Genomic DNA, 14524 nt, shown 5'->3' on the forward strand with positions numbered 1-14524 from the left:
GCGGGTGGGTGGGAGAAGCACGGTAATGACGATCTCCTGTACGGGAAGTCGTCGGTACCCCCGCCGGAGCACCCGTGCATGAACGCGGAACGACCCACCCCAGCGGTAGCCGGGTCTGACCGAAGGCCGGAACGGGGGGTGGCGGGGGACAAGTACGGCAGTCGTGGCCAGCCTTGGTGCGGGGTGGGTTGGTGGGTGGGTGGGGTGGCTATTCTGCCGGGGGCGTTGATGGAGGGGGAGCCGATGAAAGTGGAGTTGGTTGGGACTGGGGGGCCGGCGGGGTGGCCGGAGGTGGGGTGTGGGTGTGCTTCCTGTGGACGGGTGGTTGCGGCGCGTAAGCCGTTTTCGGTGGTTGTTGATGACAATGTGTCGCTTGTGGGGCACAGGCTGAGTCGGCGGGAGGATGGGGACTCGGTTGTGGGGCCGGATGGGGGGAGTCTGCTGTTCGCCAATGGGGGGCCGGGGAGTGAGGATCGGGGGGATCCCTACGACATCGTGTTGATTGATGTGCTGGAGCGGCCGGATCGGCTGGGGGATCTGCGGAGGCGGGGGCTGGTGGGTGAGGGTACCCAGGTGGTCGCGGTCGGGCTTGACCATCGGGTTGCTTCGGAGAGGGAACTTGAACGGCGGTTGGCGTTCTGGGGGGCGGTGGCCGTGCCGGACGGAACTGTCCTGCGGACCGGCGGCGAGCATTCCGGTGACCGGCATTCAGACGACCGGCATTCAGACGACTGGGCGATCCGGCGCGTTCCGCCAAGGCGGACCCTTCTGCTTGGTGGCTCCCGTTCCGGTAAGTCCGCCGAGGCCGAACTTCGCGTGGCCGCCGAACCTGATGTGACGTACGTCGCCACCGGCCCTTCAAGGGACGACGACCCCGACTGGGCCGCCCGCGTCAAGGCCCACCAGACCCGCCGTCCCGCACATTGGCGGACCCTCGAAACCACCGATCTGGCCACCGTCCTCACCACGGAAACCGGCGTCCTGCTCATCGATGCCATAGGCACCTGGCTGACCGCCGTCATCGACGCCGCCAACGCCTGGCCACCGAGCACTCCCGACTCCCCCTCCGGATCCTCCGTGGAAGACCACGAAGCCGCCATCCAGGCTGTCCGTCGCGAATGCGACGCCCTGATCGATGCCTGGCGCCAGACGACAGCCCGAGCGGTGGTGGCCGTATCCGACGAAGTGGGCCTCGGCCTGATCCCCCCGACCCCCGGCGGCCGTCTCTTCCGCGACCTCCTGGGCGACCTCAACCAATCCCTGGCCACGCAGTCCGAAGACGCCGCCCTGGTCGTCACCTCCCGCGTCATCCCCCTCCCAGCCTGACCCCTCACCGTCTGAGGGCTCCGCAAAGCAGGGATCCGCAGAACAGGGATCCGCAGAACAGGGATCCGCAGAACAGAGAGCTGCCCACGACCTTCAACCGCGCATGGCCGCTGAAGGAAACAAACGACTCATTGAAAGCCACACTCACCCCTTCCGGGGCATCTGAACGCTATGAGCCCAGATGTCACAACGGTAGGGACCGCTGATCAAAACGGGCGACCTCCCGACCGGCATCCACAGCTTCAACGCCCGCGCCAGCAGCGCGAAGGAGGCGATGTAGCCGATCACCACCAGCACCGACCAGCCCTTGTGCGCGAACCCGTCGTCGGAGACCTCTGGTCGGTATCCGCCTACTTGCGGCTGCGCTCCCTGCCTCAGCCCGATGCACGTCCGGGCCTCCAGCCCCTGTCCACCGGCCAGGTCACCGTACGCAATCGTGGGGGAATGCGATTCAGAGGCGTGCTTCAAGAGGTCTGGGCGGGTTGGCGGCTGGCCGTGGGGTTCTTAAGTGTGTGGCCGGTCCGGGTGGAGCGGGTCGATCGCCGGGTCGCGGGATGGGCCATGGGGTTGGCTCCCCTGGTCGGGCTGGGGATGGGAGCGCTCGGGGCGGCGGTGTTGGCAGGTGGGCGGGCAACGCTGAACGGCGGTCTGCTGGCCGCCGTGGCGGCACTGGGGGTGCTGGCGCTGGCCAGCCGGGGATTGCACCTCGACGGGTTGGCGGATCTGGCGGACGGTCTGGGCAGCAGGAAGGAGGCGGCGCGGGCGCTTGAGGTGATGCGTCAGTCCGATGTGGGGCCGTTCGGGGTGGTCACCCTGGTGTTCGTGGTGTTGGCGCAGGTGGCGGCGTTGACGGAGTTGGCGGATGACGCCGCGATTGTGCTGGTCGCGGCATGCGTCACGGGCCGGCTCGCGGTGACCTGGGCTTGTGTAAAGGGAGTACCGGCGGCCCGGAACGAAGGGCTGGGCGCGCTGGTGGCCGGTAGTGTGAACACGGCGGGTGCGGTGACCGCGACCGGTATCGCCGTCGGACTGATCGGCATGTCACGGGAAGCGGGCTACCACCTCGTTCTTGCGGTCTTCGCAGGCCTGGCAGCAGCCTGGGCGATGCGTCGCCACGCCGTACGGCGGCTGGGTGGTATCACTGGAGACGTGCTCGGCGCGCTGGTCGAGACGGCCACCACCACGGTCCTGGTCACCGCCGCCATACTGCTTACCTGATGTTGGACAGCCCTCAGCCGATTGGTAGGACGAACCCTCGTTTATGCGTACCGTGAAAGCACAGCTAGCATCGGCTCACGTGACCACAGTGCGCGTCAATGCATCTGACCCGGTCTCCATCGAGACCAGTGCTCTCGTTATCGGGATATACGCCTCCGCCGACGGCCCACACCCCGGCCCGGGAGCGGAGGGCGTCGACCAAGCCCTAAGCGGGCGACTCGGCCCCACCCTGACCGCGATGGGTTTCACCGGCAAGCCGGAAGAGATCGCGAAGATCCCGACCTTCGGCGCGCTACCCGCGCCCATTGTCGTGGCCGTCGGGCTCGGTGACGCCCCCGAGGGTGACCAACCCCTGGGGACGGAGGCGCTGCGCCGCGCCGCCGGGGCCGCGTCGCGCGCGCTGGCCGGCACGAACGAGGCCGCCTTCGCCCTGCCCGCCACCACCATCGCCGAGGTCGAGGCGGTCGCCCTGGGCGCCCTGCTCGGCGCCTACAGCTTCAGCAAGTACCAGACCAACGGTCAGAAGCGCCCCCCGGTGGCCGAGGTGAGCGTGCTGACCGCCGCCGAGGGCGCCGAGGCCGCGAGCCTGCGGGCGACCACCCTGGCCGAGGCGGTGAACCTGGTCCGCGACCTGGTGAACACCCCGCCCTCCGACCTGTGGCCGGCCCGGCTGGCCGAGATCGCCGAGGAGGTCGGCGGCAAGGCGGGCCTGACCGTGGAGGTGCTGGACGAGGTCGCCCTGAAGGAGGCCGGTTACGGTGGCATCGTGGGCGTCGGCCAGGGTTCGAGCAACCCGCCGCGCCTGGTCCGCCTGGCCTATACCCACCCGGAGGCCGACCGCAGGATCGCCTTCGTGGGCAAGGGCATCACCTTCGACTCCGGCGGTCTGTCGCTCAAGCCGGCCGCCTCGATGGACTGGATGAAGTCCGACATGGGCGGCGCGGGCGCCGTACTGGGCGCGCTGCTGGCGGTGGCCAGGACCGGCCTGAAGGTGAACGCGGTGGGTTACCTCTGCCTGGCCGAGAACATGCCCTCCGGCACCGCGCAGCGCCCCTCCGACGTGCTGCACACCTACTCGGGCAAGACCGTGGAGGTGCTGGACACCGACGCCGAGGGCCGCCTGGTCCTGATCGACGGCATCGCCCGCGCGACCGAGGACAACCCGGATCTGATCATCGACGTGGCCACCCTGACCGGCGCGCAGATCGTCGCGCTCGGCTGGCGGACCTGCGGGATCATGTCCAACGACGACGAGTTGCGGGCCGAGCTGGTGGGCGTGGCGCAGGAGCAGGGTGAGGGCGCCTGGGGCATGCCGCTGCCGGAGGAGCTGCGCAAGGGGCTGGACTCGCCGATCGCCGACATCGCCAACCTGCACCCGGAGCGCTGGGGCGGCATGCTGGCGGCCGGGATTTTCCTGCGCGAGTTCGTTCCGGAAGGCGTTCGCTGGGCACACGTCGATATGGCGGGCCCGGCCTTCAACAAGGGCGAACCCCATGGTTACACCCCGAAGGGCGGAACAGGGGCGCTCACCCGGACGTTGTTCGGCATCGCGGAGCGATACGCACGGTAGCCCGCGTCTGAACCACGATCTTCAGTGACAAGTGAAAAGATGCCGTTCACAACGGCAGTGAAATTCATTAGGGAGCTTTCCAGTGGCTGATGGCAGCGGCCCCTTCGACATCGTCGTCCTAGGTGGCGGTAGTGGTGGTTACGCCTGTGCCCTGCGGGCGGCGGAGCTCGGCATGAGCGTGGCCCTGATCGAGAAGAACAAGGTCGGCGGCACCTGCCTGCACAACGGGTGCATCCCCACCAAGGCCCTGCTGCACGCGGCGGAGCTGGCCGACCAGGCCCGGGAGGGTGAGGCGTTCGGTGTCAAGACCCGGTTCGACGGGATCGACGTGCCGGGCGTGCTCGCCTACAAGGACAAGGTGATCAGCGGGCTCTGGAAGGGCCTGCAGGGCCTGATCAAGAGCAAGAAGATCACCACGATTGAGGGCTTCGGCCGGGTCACCGGGCCGAACGAGGTCACCGTGGACGGGCAGGTCATCCAGGGCAGGAACCTGGTTTTGGCCACCGGGTCGTACGCGAAGTCGCTGCCCGGCCTGGAGATCGACGGCACCAAGGTGATCACCAGTGACCACGCCCTGGTGCTCGACCGGGTGCCCAGCTCCGTGGTGGTCCTGGGCGGCGGCGTGATCGGCGTCGAGTTCGCCAGCGTGTGGCGCTCGTTCGGGGCCGAGGTGACCATCGTCGAGGCGCTGCCGCACCTGCTGCCGCTGGAGGACGAGTCCAACTCCAAGCTGCTGGAGCGCGCCTTCCGGCGCCGGGGCATCAAGTACGAGCTGGGCGCCAGGTTCGAGAGCGTCAAGACCACCGACACCGGCGTGGTCGTCTCGCTGGCCAACGGCAAGACGCTGGACGCCGAGCTCCTGCTGGTCGCGGTGGGCCGCGGCCCGGTCTCCGCCGACCTGGGCTTCGAGGCGGCGGGCGTGGCCGTGGAGCGCGGCTTCGTCAAGGTCAACGAGCTCTGCCAGACCTCCGCCCCGGGGGTGTACGCGGTGGGCGACCTGATCGCGACCCCGCAGCTGGCGCACGTGGGCTTCGCCGAGGGCATCCTGGTGGCCGAGCACATCGCCGGCCTCAACCCGGCGGCGATCGACTACGACGGCGTGCCGCGGATCACCTACTCCGAGCCGGAGGTGGCCGCGGTCGGCCTCAGCAGCGCGCAGGCGCGCGAGCGCGGCTACGACGTGGTTGAGTTGACCTATAACCTGGCCGGCAACGGCCGGAGCAAGATCTTGCAGACCCAGGGCGAGGTCAAGGTCGTGGCCGAGCGGGACGGCCGCGTCCTGGGCGTGCACATGGTCGGCAGCCGGGTCGGCGAGCTCATCGCGGAGGCCCAGCTGATCTACAACTGGGAGGCGACGGCGGGTGACGTGGCGCAGCTCATCCACCCGCACCCGACTCAGTCCGAGGCTCTCGGCGAGGCCATGCTCGCGCTGGCCGGCAAGCCGCTGCACGTCCACAACTGACCGCCCGCATAGGAAAGACACATCATGCCTGTCTCCGTAACCATGCCCCAGCTCGGCGAGAGCGTGACCGAGGGCACCGTCACCCGATGGCTGAAGAAGGAGGGCGACCACGTCGAGGCCGACGAGCCACTGCTCGAAGTCTCCACCGACAAGGTCGACACCGAGATCCCGTCGCCGTCCGCGGGGTACCTGACGAAGATCATCGTGGCGGAGGACGAGACGGTGGAGGTGGGCGCCGAGCTGGCGGTCATCGACTCGGCCGGCGCGGCCCCCGCCGAGGCGCCCGCCCCGGCCGCCCAGCCGCAGCCGCAGCCCGAGCCGGAGCCCGCCCCGGCCCCGCCGATCTCCTCGATCCCGCAGCCGTCGCCGCAGCCGGCTCCCCAGGCCCCGCCTGCTCCGCCGGCCCCGCCGGCCCCGCAGCCGGTGTTCCGCCCGCAGACGGTCCCGGTCCCGCAGCAGGCCCCGGCGCCCACGTACACGCCGTCGCCGATCGCGACGACCCCGGCCGCCGAGCCGGCCCCGCTGCCGTCCACCGGCGAGAGCCCGTACGTGACGCCGCTGGTCCGCAAGCTGGCCGTCGAGCACGGCGTGAACCTGGAGACCCTCTCCGGCACCGGGGTGGGCGGCAGGATCCGCAAGCAGGACGTCATCGAGGCGGCCCGGGTGCAGCGCGAGCAGGCAGCGGCGGCCGCCGCCGCGGCGCCACCCGCCGTCCAGCAGCCGGTGAGCCAGCCGGCGCCGCAGGCGGCCGCTCCGGTGGCGGCGCCCGAGCCGGTCCAGGTGGACACCACGCTGCGCGGCAAGACCGAGAAGATGTCCCGCCTGCGGAAGGTGATCGCCGACCGCATGATGGACTCGCTGCACACCACCGCGCAGCTGACCACGGTGGTCGAGGTCGACGTGACCAAGATCGCCCGGCTCCGCCAGCGGGCCAAGGCCGCCTTCGAGGCGCGGGAGGGCGTGAAGCTGTCGTTCATGCCGTTCTTCGCGCTCGCCGCGGTGGAGGCGCTGAAGGTGCATCCCAAGCTGAACGCGGTCATCAACGACCAGACCAACGAGGTCACCTACCACGATGTCGAGAACCTCGGCATCGCGGTGGACACCGAGAAGGGTCTGATCGTGCCGGTGGTCAAGGGCGCGGGCGACCTGAACATCGCCGGGCTGGCCCGGAAGATCGCCGACCTGGCGGAGCGCACCCGGACCAACAAGATCAGCCCCGACGATATCGCGGGGGGCACCTTCACGCTGACCAACACCGGCAGCCGGGGCGCCCTGTTCGACACGCCGATCCTGAACAAGCCGCAGGTCGGCATGCTCGGCACCGGCGCGGTGGTGAAGCGCCCGGTCGTGGTGGACACCCCGGAGGGCGAGGTCATCGCGGTCCGTTCGACGGTCTTCCTGGCGCTGACCTACGACCACCGCCTGGTGGACGGCGCCGACGCCGCGCGGTTCCTCACCACGGTGAAGCGCCGCCTGGAGGAGGGCCTCTTCGAGGGCCAGCTCGGCCTGTAGCAGTTCGGCAGCAGAGGAGCCCCCGCCGCACGCCGGCGGGGGCTCCTCGCCGTTTCGGGGGGCATCCTCCCCGGGAGCCGGAGCCGAAGGAACTAGCGTGGGTGACATGACGATCGTGGTGACGGGTTCCTCGGGTCTGCTCGGCTCGGCTCTGGTGCGGTCGCTCACCGCCGACGACCTCCCGGTCCTCAGGCTGGTACGGCGTGAGCCCACCGGCCCCGGTGAGGCCTCCTGGGACCCGGACAGGGGTGTTCTCGACCCGGCGGTGCTGGAGGGCGCCTCGGCCGTGGTGCACCTGGCGGGCGCGGGGATCGGCGACCGGCGGTGGTCGGAGTCGTACAAGCGGCAGATCCTGGAGAGCCGGACGCACGGGACCGGCACGCTGGCCGCCACCATCGCCAAGATGACCACGCCGCCCCCGGTGCTGCTGTCGGCCTCGGCGGTGGGGTTCTACGGCGACACCGGGGACCGCGCCGTGGACGAGAAGGACGCGCAGGGCAAGGGCTTCCTGGCCGATGTGGTGGCCCAGTGGGAGGGCGCGACCGGCCCGGCCGCCGCTGCGGGGGTGCGGGTGGTCCGGATGCGGTCGGGCGTGGTGCTGAGCAGGTCGGGCGGGGCGCTGGCCAAGGTGCTGCCGATCTTCCGCCTGGGCATGGGGGCGCCGCTCGGCTCCGGCCGCCAGTACTTCTCCTGGATCTCCCTCCCCGACTGGGTGGCCGCCGTCCGCTTCCTCCTCACAAGAGACGATATTTCGGGACCGGTGAATCTCACCTCGCCCCAGCCGGTGACCAACGCCGAGTACACCAAGGCCATCGGCAGGGCCCTGAAGCGCGCAACCATGCCGATCCCCACCCCGGGCTTCGCCCTCCGCCTGGCTCTGGGCGAGTTCGCCGACGAGGGCGTGCTGATCGGCCAGCGGGTGCTCCCCCGCGTGCTCCTCGACGCGGGTTTCCCGTTCACCCAGCCCGCCCTGGACGACGCCCTGGCGGCCACCCTCGCCGCCTGACCCCAGGTTGGTGCCCCGGCATTCAGGGGCCTCGGGGCGGGATAGCGGCCCGCGGAGGGCCGGTGGGGTCGTAGGCTTGGGCACTCTTCTTACCTTCTGACGCGGGGAGTGCACGATGGGGCGGAGTGGGCAGTCGCATATCGTGGCGATCGGTGGCGGTTCGTTCCGCCCGACCGACCGGTACGGGTTCTTCGAGGCGACCCCGCTGTTGCGGTACGTCCTTGACCTGACCGGCCAGGACCGCCCGAAGCTGGGCCTGCTGGCCACCGCCTCGGGCGACGACGCCGACTGGCTGCTCAAGATGTACGGCGCGTTCCGCGACTGGGACGTCGAACTGAGCCACCTGACGGTCTTCCCGATGCCGAACGTGGCCGACCCCCGGGCCTGGATCCTGGAGCAGGACGCGATCTACGTGAGCGGCGGCAGCGTGGCCAACCTGGCCGCGCTCTGGCGGCTGCACGGGTACGACGAGGCGCTGGAGGAGGCCTGGCAGGCGGGGGTGGTGCTGGCGGGCCAGAGCGCGGGGGCGCTGATCTGGCACGTGGGCGGCAACACCGACTCCTTCGGGCCGACGCTGCGGCCGTGGGCGGAGGGTCTCGGGCTGCTGCCGTACTCGTGCGGGGTGCACTACGACTCCGACGAGCAGCGGCGCGCGTTGCTGCACGAGTCGGTGGCCTCGGGCGAGCTGCCGGACGGGTACGCGGCCGACGAGGGGGTCGCGCTGCACTACGTGGGCACCGAGTTCATCCAGGCGGTGAGCGTGGAGCCGGCCGGATACGCGTACAAGGTGGAAAGAGATGGGGCGGGTGGGGTGAAGGAGTTCCGTATCGAACCCCGGCAGCTCGCGTCTACCCTGGACCTGTGAGCAGGCTGGCGATCGTCCGACTAGGTGTCGATGTCCCCTACGAGCAGGCCTGGGCCCTGCAGCGGCTGGCGCACCGGCGGCGGGTGAGCGGGGAGCTGGGCGATCTGTGCCTGGTCATGGAGCACGCGCCGGTCTACACGGCGGGTAAGCGTACCCGGGGGCCCGAGCGGCCGAGCGACGGCACGCCGGTGATCGACGTGGACCGGGGCGGCAAGGTCACCTGGCACGGGCCGGGACAGCTGGTGGTCTACCCGATCGTCGGGGTCTCCGACGTCACCGCGTACGTGCGGCTGCTTGAGGACGTGCTCGTCCACACCTGTGCCGACATGGGGGTGGTGGCCGGGCGGGTGCCGGGCAGCGGCGGGGCGTGGGCGCGGGGCGACGCCGCCCTCGGGCTGCCCGACCGGCGGCTCGGCGCGATCGGCATCCGGGTCCGCAACGGGGTGAGCATGCATGGCTTCGCCCTGAACTGCGCCAACGATCTGAGCTGGTACACCCGGATCATGTCCGCCACCGACACCGGCGTGACCTCCCTGTCGGCCGAGACCGGCCGCCGGATCACCGCCGAGGAGGTCATGCCGTACGCGGAGAAGCGCCTGGGCGAGGCGCTCGGCGCGCAGCTGTACGACCTGTACGAGGAGGACCTGCACCCCTAGGGCAGCACCGAGCCGGTGAGCCGGCCGGTGGGGTGGTAGACGGCGCACATCACGTCGCGGTCGCCGTCGGCCCAGGTCTCCGCGGTCGGCATGATCGGGTAGTAGGCCAGATCCCGGCGGCTGCCCCGCCACAGCTTCGTGTAGCGGTCGCCGCAGCTCCGCCAGGCGAACGTGGTCAGCGCCGCCGGGTCGTACGGGCCGTCGGGCACGTGGGTGAAGCCGTAGGACTGGTTGTCGGCGCCCAGGGCGCAGGGCGTGTAGCGCACCAGGCGCTCGCCCGCCTCCGGCGAGTACGCCGGGTCGCTGAAGCACTCGCCGCCCTCGATCAGCAGGATGCCGCTCGTCTGGGCGGTGATGAAGGTCTCCGTCTTGACCGTGGGCTGGACGGGCGGCACCACGAAGAGCGCGCCGAGCGCGGCGACGGCGGGGAGCAGGCTCAGCGGGCGGGCCGCCGCCCGCGGTGTCGTCGCCATCCGTCTGCCTTTCCCCAGTTCACACACGATCCGTGGCCGATAGTAAGCGGCTTTTACCAAACTCCAGGCAAACATGGGATGACCGGTACATTGACGATCATGAGTTCACCTTTCCGCAAGTCAGGGGACAGGTGATCGTCAATGTTGCGTGGGTGAATTCGATGGCGTCCGCCTTGCACTCGCAGTGGACGAGATCGTTTGCTTGGAGAGAACTAAAAGTGAATGAGCCCAGGAAGCCGTGGCCGATCAAGTCCCGGCAGGCCAAGTTCGGTGCGATCGGCGCAGGTGCGCTGCTGCTCGCCGGCCTGGTGGTAGCCCCCGCCGCCATCAGCGCCGCCGCGCCGCCGAAGTACCCGGCCGCCGAGGTGCACAAGCCGACCCCGATTCCCGACCGACTCATCCTCATCCCCACCGCCACCCCGGCCACCAGCCAGCGCGTGTCGTGGCGGGCCGAGGCAGCCCAGGTTGACGCCCAGGCCCAGATCCTGGAGGCGCCACGCGCGCTCGGCCAGGTCGTGCCGGCCGCCGGTGCGGTGGCCACCGTCCAGGCCATCGCGAGCGTCCCGGTGAACACCACGCTCGGGTACGCCTCGACCTACCACACCGTCGAGTTCACCGGGCTGAAGCCGAACACCCGCTACACCTACCGGGTCGGCGACGGCACCAACTGGAGCGAGTGGGTCGACTTCACCACGGCCGCCGCCGCTTTCGAGCCGTTCTCCTTCATCTACTACGGTGACGCGCAGAACTACATCGACTCGGCCGTGCCGCGCGTGTTCCGCCAGGCGTTCGCCGACCGGCCGCAGGCCAAGGCGATCGTCAACGCCGGTGACCTCATCGACTCCGCCAACAGCGAGGAGCAGTGGGGCCAGTGGTTCAAGGCCGGCGGCTTCATCGACGGCCAGGTCAACAACATCTCGATCCCGGGCAACCACGAGTACAGCGGCGGCCTGTCCAACTTCTGGCGGCCGCAGTTCCCGTACCCGGACAACGGGCCCGGCAACGCCGAGCTCAAGCAGACCGTCTACAGCGTTGACTACCAGGGCGTGCGGTTCATCGGCCTGGACAGCAACGTCCAGAGCAACGCCACGCTGATGGCCGCGCAGACCGCGTGGCTGGAGGGCCTGCTCAAGGACAACCCGAACAAGTGGACCGTGGTGACCTTCCACCACCCCGTGTACTCCACCACCGGCACCCGGAACAACCCGAACGTGCGCGCCCAGTGGGCGCCGCTGTTCGAGAAGTACGGCGTGGACCTGGTCCTGCAGGGCCACGACCACTCCTACGGCCGGGGCAACCAGGTCGCGGCCCGCCAGTCGGCCACGGTGCACAACGGCGTGGCGTACGTCGTGTCGGTCTCCGGCGGCAAGATGTACGCGCTCAACAACGGCGAGAACTGGACGGGCAACGGCGCCGAGGTCATCAGCAGCAGCCAGAACACCCAGCTCTACCAGCTCATCGACGTCACCAAGGACGCCGTCACGTTCGAGGCCCGGTACGCCAACGGCGAGCACCACGACGGGTTCGTGATCCGCAAGAACGACAAGGGCGAGCGGACCGTCAACGAGCTGCGCACCCCCGAGAACACCGTGGGCGAGCAGGTCATCGTCGACAAGACCGAGGCCTGGAAGCAGGCCGAGATCAAGGTCTCGGCGTACGGCTACGACCCGGGCGAGAAGGTGGCCGTCTGGTGGCGTAAGCAGGCCGACAGCACCGACCGCGGCAAGGACGAGCAGCTGATCGGCTACGTGAACGCCGATGAGCTGGGCCGGGTCGTGGAGACCATCCGCGTGCCCGCCGCCACGCAGAAGGGCGACAGCTACGTGGTCTACCTGGACAGCCAGAACCAGAAGATCACCAGCCCCGCCATCACCGTGAGCAAGTGAACCACCCCGGATCACCCCTGAGCAGGTGATCCACCCCGGGTGAGGCCGTACCCATCGGCCTCACCCGGGTCTTCGCACAGGAGCCACCCCTTGATCCGCCGCTTTCTCGCACGCCTCGCCGTGCTGTTCATTGCCTCTGTTTTCGCCATGGCGGTCCCCTTACCGGCCACAGCGCATCCGTTCGGGGACCCGTCCACGGCCAGGGTCGGCGCCCAGGGCTCCCGGGTGACCATCGTCTGGCTGGCCGCCGCGGACGACTGGGTGGCGCTCGGCCGCAGGCTCGGTGCGTTCGAGGACCCGGCCGCGGGCGTCGACACCTCACTGACCGGCGAGCAGAAGCTCGCCCGGTCCACGGCGGTGCGCGACTACCTGCTGTCCAAGGTCGGGGTGACCCAGGCCGGACGTCCGTGCGCGGGCGAACTGGCGCCGCTGGAGCAGATACTCGACCAGGGCGCCCGGTTCAGCTTCGCGTGCGCGGAGCCCGTGGTGGACGTGGATGTGCGGATCAGCCTGCTGACCGACATGCACGAGGCGTACCGCACCGCGCTCACCGCCGAGGCACCCGCCACGCCCGCGCAGGCGATGCTCACCGCAACGACCGACACCCAGCGCCTGCGCTTCGACTCGGCCACGGGCGGCCTGTCCCTCGCGGTGCCCGCCGTCGCGCTGGTGGGCGTGCTCGGCGCGCTGGGCCTGTTCCTGGTACGCCACCGGAAGGCGGGCGCGGGCGCATGAACGGGACCACCGAGCAGGAGAACTACCTGATCACGCTGTTCGACGGCGCGGGCGCCTTCTGGCTGATGATGGCCGTCGCGCTGGGGGTGGGCGCGCTGCACGCGGTCGCGCCCGGGCACGGCAAGAGCGTCACGGCGGCGTACCTGATCGGGACACACGGCCGCTATCGGGACGCGGTGCGCCTGGGTGTGGTGGTGGCGCTGATGCACACGGTGTCGGTGCTCGCGCTCGCGCTGGCCTGGGCGGGCCTGACCAGCGGAGTCGTCGGGACCAAGGCCGTCACCAGCTGGTTGCAGGTGCTCGCGGGCGCGGTCGTGATCGGCGTCGGCGCGCACCTGACGTACCGGCATCTCCGCGACCGCCGGGCGCACGGGCATGGACACGGGCACGGCCACGGCCACGGCCACGGACATGGGCACGGCCACGATGAGCTGGTGGATCCGTGGTCGCGGCGGGGGCTCATCGCGCTCGCGCTGTCCGGCGGGCTGGTCCCCTCGCCGTCGGCGTTCATCGTGCTGGTGAGCGGACTGCTCACCGGGCGGGCGCTGGACGCCGTCGTGCTGGTGCTGGTGTTCGGCGCCGGGATGGCGATCACGCTGACCGGTGTCGGGGTGGTGACCGTGCGCGGCGCCGCGCTGCTGAGCCGCCGTACCTGGGACCTGCCCCTGATCCGCGCGGCCGCGTCCTGGACGCCCGCGCTGGCGGGTGTCGCGGTGGCCGCCGGGGGGTGCCTCTACCTGGCCACCGCCGTCACAGCGCTGGCTACCTGAGGGCCGCCGAAACCGCCACAATGGCGAGATGTCCCCCCTCGCGAGGATCGCGGCCTATGTCATCGCGATCGCCGTACACGCCTTCACTCTCGCGTTCGCCGGAACGGGTCTGCTGCTCATCCTGCTCAACCCGGGCTTCCTCCCGTTCTGGCTGCTGGGCGCCCTGCTCATCGGCATCGGTGTGCTCCTGCGTCCCCGCACCGCCCGCCTCTCCCCCGGCGCCGAGATCCTCTCCCGGGAATCCGCCCCCGCCCTGTACCGCCTGGCCGACCAGGTGGCCGAGGCTACCGGCGTGCCGCGACCGGAGGCGGTGGCGGTGCTCGACCTCGGCCTGGGGGCGGACTTTCGGCGGACCGGGCTCGACCGGCGGCCGGTGCTGACCATCGGCGTGCCGCTCTGGCTGGCGCTCAGCCCCGCCCAGCGGGTCGCCCTGCTGGCGAGGGCCTGCGCGAGCACCCGGACGGATCTGGGCGTGATCGTCGGCGGGGCGCTCACCACGCTGGGCGAGGTACGGGCCGCGCTGTTCGGCGGCGGGGTGAACTCCTCCCGGCAGCGGGCACACGAGGACATGGCGCTGACCCTGGGCGCGTGGGCGCCGGAGACCACCTATGACGCGGCCGGGCAGATGGGCAGGGGGCTGGGACGGCTGATCGGCTGGCCGGCGCTGCTGGCCGAGTGGGCGCTGCGCCGGTTGACCCGGGGGCGGCTGGCCCAGGAGGCCGAGCTGGCACGCCAGGCCGCCGAGCGGGTGGCGGGCCAGGCCGCGGTGCGCGAGCTGACCGCGCTGCTGGAGTCCCGTCGCTACCTGGCCCCGCTCCAGGCCGCCGCGCTGCGCGGCGAGGACCTCACGGCCATCCGCCGGGCCGCGCTGGACCGCGCGGAACTCCGGGAGCTCGAACGGGTCCCCGCACGCCCGGACCCCGCTCCCGCGCTGCCGTCCGCCGCGGCCGAGTCCGCGCGGGTGGATCAGGAGCTCCAGGCTGTGTACGCCCGTGCCGTGCAAGGGCTGGGGCTGCTCTCGTGAGCTCCGGTGGTTGACATAAGC

13 protein-coding genes are annotated in these 14524 nt (G+C 70.7%); 12 read left to right on the forward strand and 1 reads right to left on the reverse strand.

Annotation, left to right across the window (positions count from 1 at the left end):
- The first annotated feature begins 555 nt into the window (after nucleotides 1-555).
- The 8 genes from KIP79_RS40215 (at nucleotide 556) to lipB (ending at nucleotide 9615) form a co-directional block, all read left to right on the forward strand.
- The gene (locus KIP79_RS40215; protein ID WP_308170144.1) at nucleotides 556-1326 is read left to right on the forward strand and encodes a bifunctional adenosylcobinamide kinase/adenosylcobinamide-phosphate guanylyltransferase; all 771 of its coding nucleotides are present in this window, start codon (nucleotides 556-558) and stop codon (nucleotides 1324-1326) included.
- A 444-nt stretch (nucleotides 1327-1770) separates the two neighbouring features.
- The gene (locus tag KIP79_RS40220; protein ID WP_214110284.1) at nucleotides 1771-2544 is read left to right on the forward strand and encodes an adenosylcobinamide-GDP ribazoletransferase; all 774 of its coding nucleotides are present in this window, start codon (nucleotides 1771-1773) and stop codon (nucleotides 2542-2544) included.
- Nucleotides 2545-2587: 43 nt separating this feature from the next.
- Nucleotides 2588-4114, forward strand: a complete 1527-nt coding sequence (locus KIP79_RS40225) for a leucyl aminopeptidase (protein ID WP_214110285.1) — start codon at nucleotides 2588-2590, stop codon at nucleotides 4112-4114.
- A gap of 82 nt (nucleotides 4115-4196) precedes the next feature.
- Entirely contained in the window at nucleotides 4197-5576 is a 1380-nt protein-coding gene (gene lpdA / locus KIP79_RS40230) for a dihydrolipoyl dehydrogenase (RefSeq protein ID WP_214110286.1), read from the forward strand.
- 24 nt (nucleotides 5577-5600) lie between these two features.
- A complete protein-coding gene (sucB, locus tag KIP79_RS40235) occupies nucleotides 5601-7088 on the forward strand; it encodes a 2-oxoglutarate dehydrogenase, E2 component, dihydrolipoamide succinyltransferase (protein ID WP_214110287.1) in 1488 nt (495 codons plus the stop codon).
- A gap of 106 nt (nucleotides 7089-7194) precedes the next feature.
- A complete protein-coding gene (locus KIP79_RS40240) occupies nucleotides 7195-8094 on the forward strand; it encodes a TIGR01777 family oxidoreductase (RefSeq protein ID WP_214110317.1) in 900 nt (299 codons plus the stop codon).
- A 115-nt stretch (nucleotides 8095-8209) separates the two neighbouring features.
- Nucleotides 8210-8959: a Type 1 glutamine amidotransferase-like domain-containing protein gene (locus KIP79_RS40245; RefSeq protein ID WP_214110288.1), complete on the forward strand. Its 750-nt coding sequence runs from the start codon at nucleotides 8210-8212 to the stop codon at nucleotides 8957-8959.
- Nucleotides 8956-9615 (forward strand): lipoyl(octanoyl) transferase LipB, encoded by a 660-nt coding sequence (lipB, locus tag KIP79_RS40250; RefSeq protein WP_214110289.1) that lies wholly within the window; start codon nucleotides 8956-8958, stop codon nucleotides 9613-9615. The genes KIP79_RS40245 and lipB overlap by 4 nt, the downstream gene beginning before the upstream one ends.
- Here the strand turns inward: lipB and KIP79_RS40255 are convergent.
- A complete protein-coding gene (locus KIP79_RS40255; protein ID WP_214110290.1) occupies nucleotides 9612-10088 on the reverse strand; it encodes a hypothetical protein in 477 nt (158 codons plus the stop codon). The genes lipB and KIP79_RS40255 overlap by 4 nt on opposite strands.
- Nucleotides 10089-10306: 218 nt before the next feature.
- On the opposite strand from KIP79_RS40255, the gene KIP79_RS40260 reads away from it, so the two are divergent.
- The 4 genes from KIP79_RS40260 (at nucleotide 10307) to KIP79_RS40275 (ending at nucleotide 14503) form a co-directional block, all read left to right on the forward strand.
- On the forward strand, nucleotides 10307-11974 hold the full coding sequence (locus tag KIP79_RS40260) for a purple acid phosphatase family protein (protein ID WP_214110291.1): 1668 nt from the start codon (nucleotides 10307-10309) through the stop codon (nucleotides 11972-11974).
- A gap of 147 nt (nucleotides 11975-12121) precedes the next feature.
- Complete coding sequence (locus KIP79_RS40265; RefSeq protein ID WP_214110292.1) at nucleotides 12122-12709, forward strand: hypothetical protein; 588 nt, start codon at nucleotides 12122-12124, stop codon at nucleotides 12707-12709.
- Nucleotides 12706-13479: a nickel/cobalt transporter gene (locus KIP79_RS40270; RefSeq protein ID WP_214110293.1), complete on the forward strand. Its 774-nt coding sequence runs from the start codon at nucleotides 12706-12708 to the stop codon at nucleotides 13477-13479. The genes KIP79_RS40265 and KIP79_RS40270 overlap by 4 nt, the downstream gene beginning before the upstream one ends.
- Before the next feature lie 28 nt (nucleotides 13480-13507).
- The gene (locus KIP79_RS40275; RefSeq protein ID WP_214110294.1) at nucleotides 13508-14503 is read left to right on the forward strand and encodes a M48 family metallopeptidase; all 996 of its coding nucleotides are present in this window, start codon (nucleotides 13508-13510) and stop codon (nucleotides 14501-14503) included.
- The last annotated feature ends 21 nt before the right edge of the window (nucleotides 14504-14524 follow it).

The organism is Acrocarpospora catenulata, assembly GCF_018476525.1.
Classification (GTDB): Bacteria; Actinomycetota; Actinomycetes; order Streptosporangiales; family Streptosporangiaceae; genus Acrocarpospora; species Acrocarpospora catenulata.

What these genes read in the sequence shown, in the direction of transcription:
- sucB (WP_214110287.1), top strand. Translation starts at nt 5,601, where the DNA reads ATGCCTGTCTCCGTAACCATGCCCCAGCTCGGCGAGAGCGTGACCGAG.
- KIP79_RS40265 (WP_214110292.1), top strand. Translation starts at nt 12,122, where the DNA reads ATGGCGGTCCCCTTACCGGCCACAGCGCATCCGTTCGGGGACCCGTCC.
- KIP79_RS40255 (WP_214110290.1), bottom strand. Translation starts at nt 10,088, where the DNA reads ATGGCGACGACACCGCGGGCGGCGGCCCGCCCGCTGAGCCTGCTCCCC.
- KIP79_RS40240 (WP_214110317.1), top strand. Translation starts at nt 7,195, where the DNA reads ATGACGATCGTGGTGACGGGTTCCTCGGGTCTGCTCGGCTCGGCTCTG.
- KIP79_RS40270 (WP_214110293.1), top strand. Translation starts at nt 12,706, where the DNA reads ATGAACGGGACCACCGAGCAGGAGAACTACCTGATCACGCTGTTCGAC.
- KIP79_RS40225 (WP_214110285.1), top strand. Translation starts at nt 2,588, where the DNA reads ATGCGTACCGTGAAAGCACAGCTAGCATCGGCTCACGTGACCACAGTG.
- KIP79_RS40245 (WP_214110288.1), top strand. Translation starts at nt 8,210, where the DNA reads ATGGGGCGGAGTGGGCAGTCGCATATCGTGGCGATCGGTGGCGGTTCG.
- KIP79_RS40275 (WP_214110294.1), top strand. Translation starts at nt 13,508, where the DNA reads ATGTCCCCCCTCGCGAGGATCGCGGCCTATGTCATCGCGATCGCCGTA.
- KIP79_RS40220 (WP_214110284.1), top strand. Translation starts at nt 1,771, where the DNA reads ATGCGATTCAGAGGCGTGCTTCAAGAGGTCTGGGCGGGTTGGCGGCTG.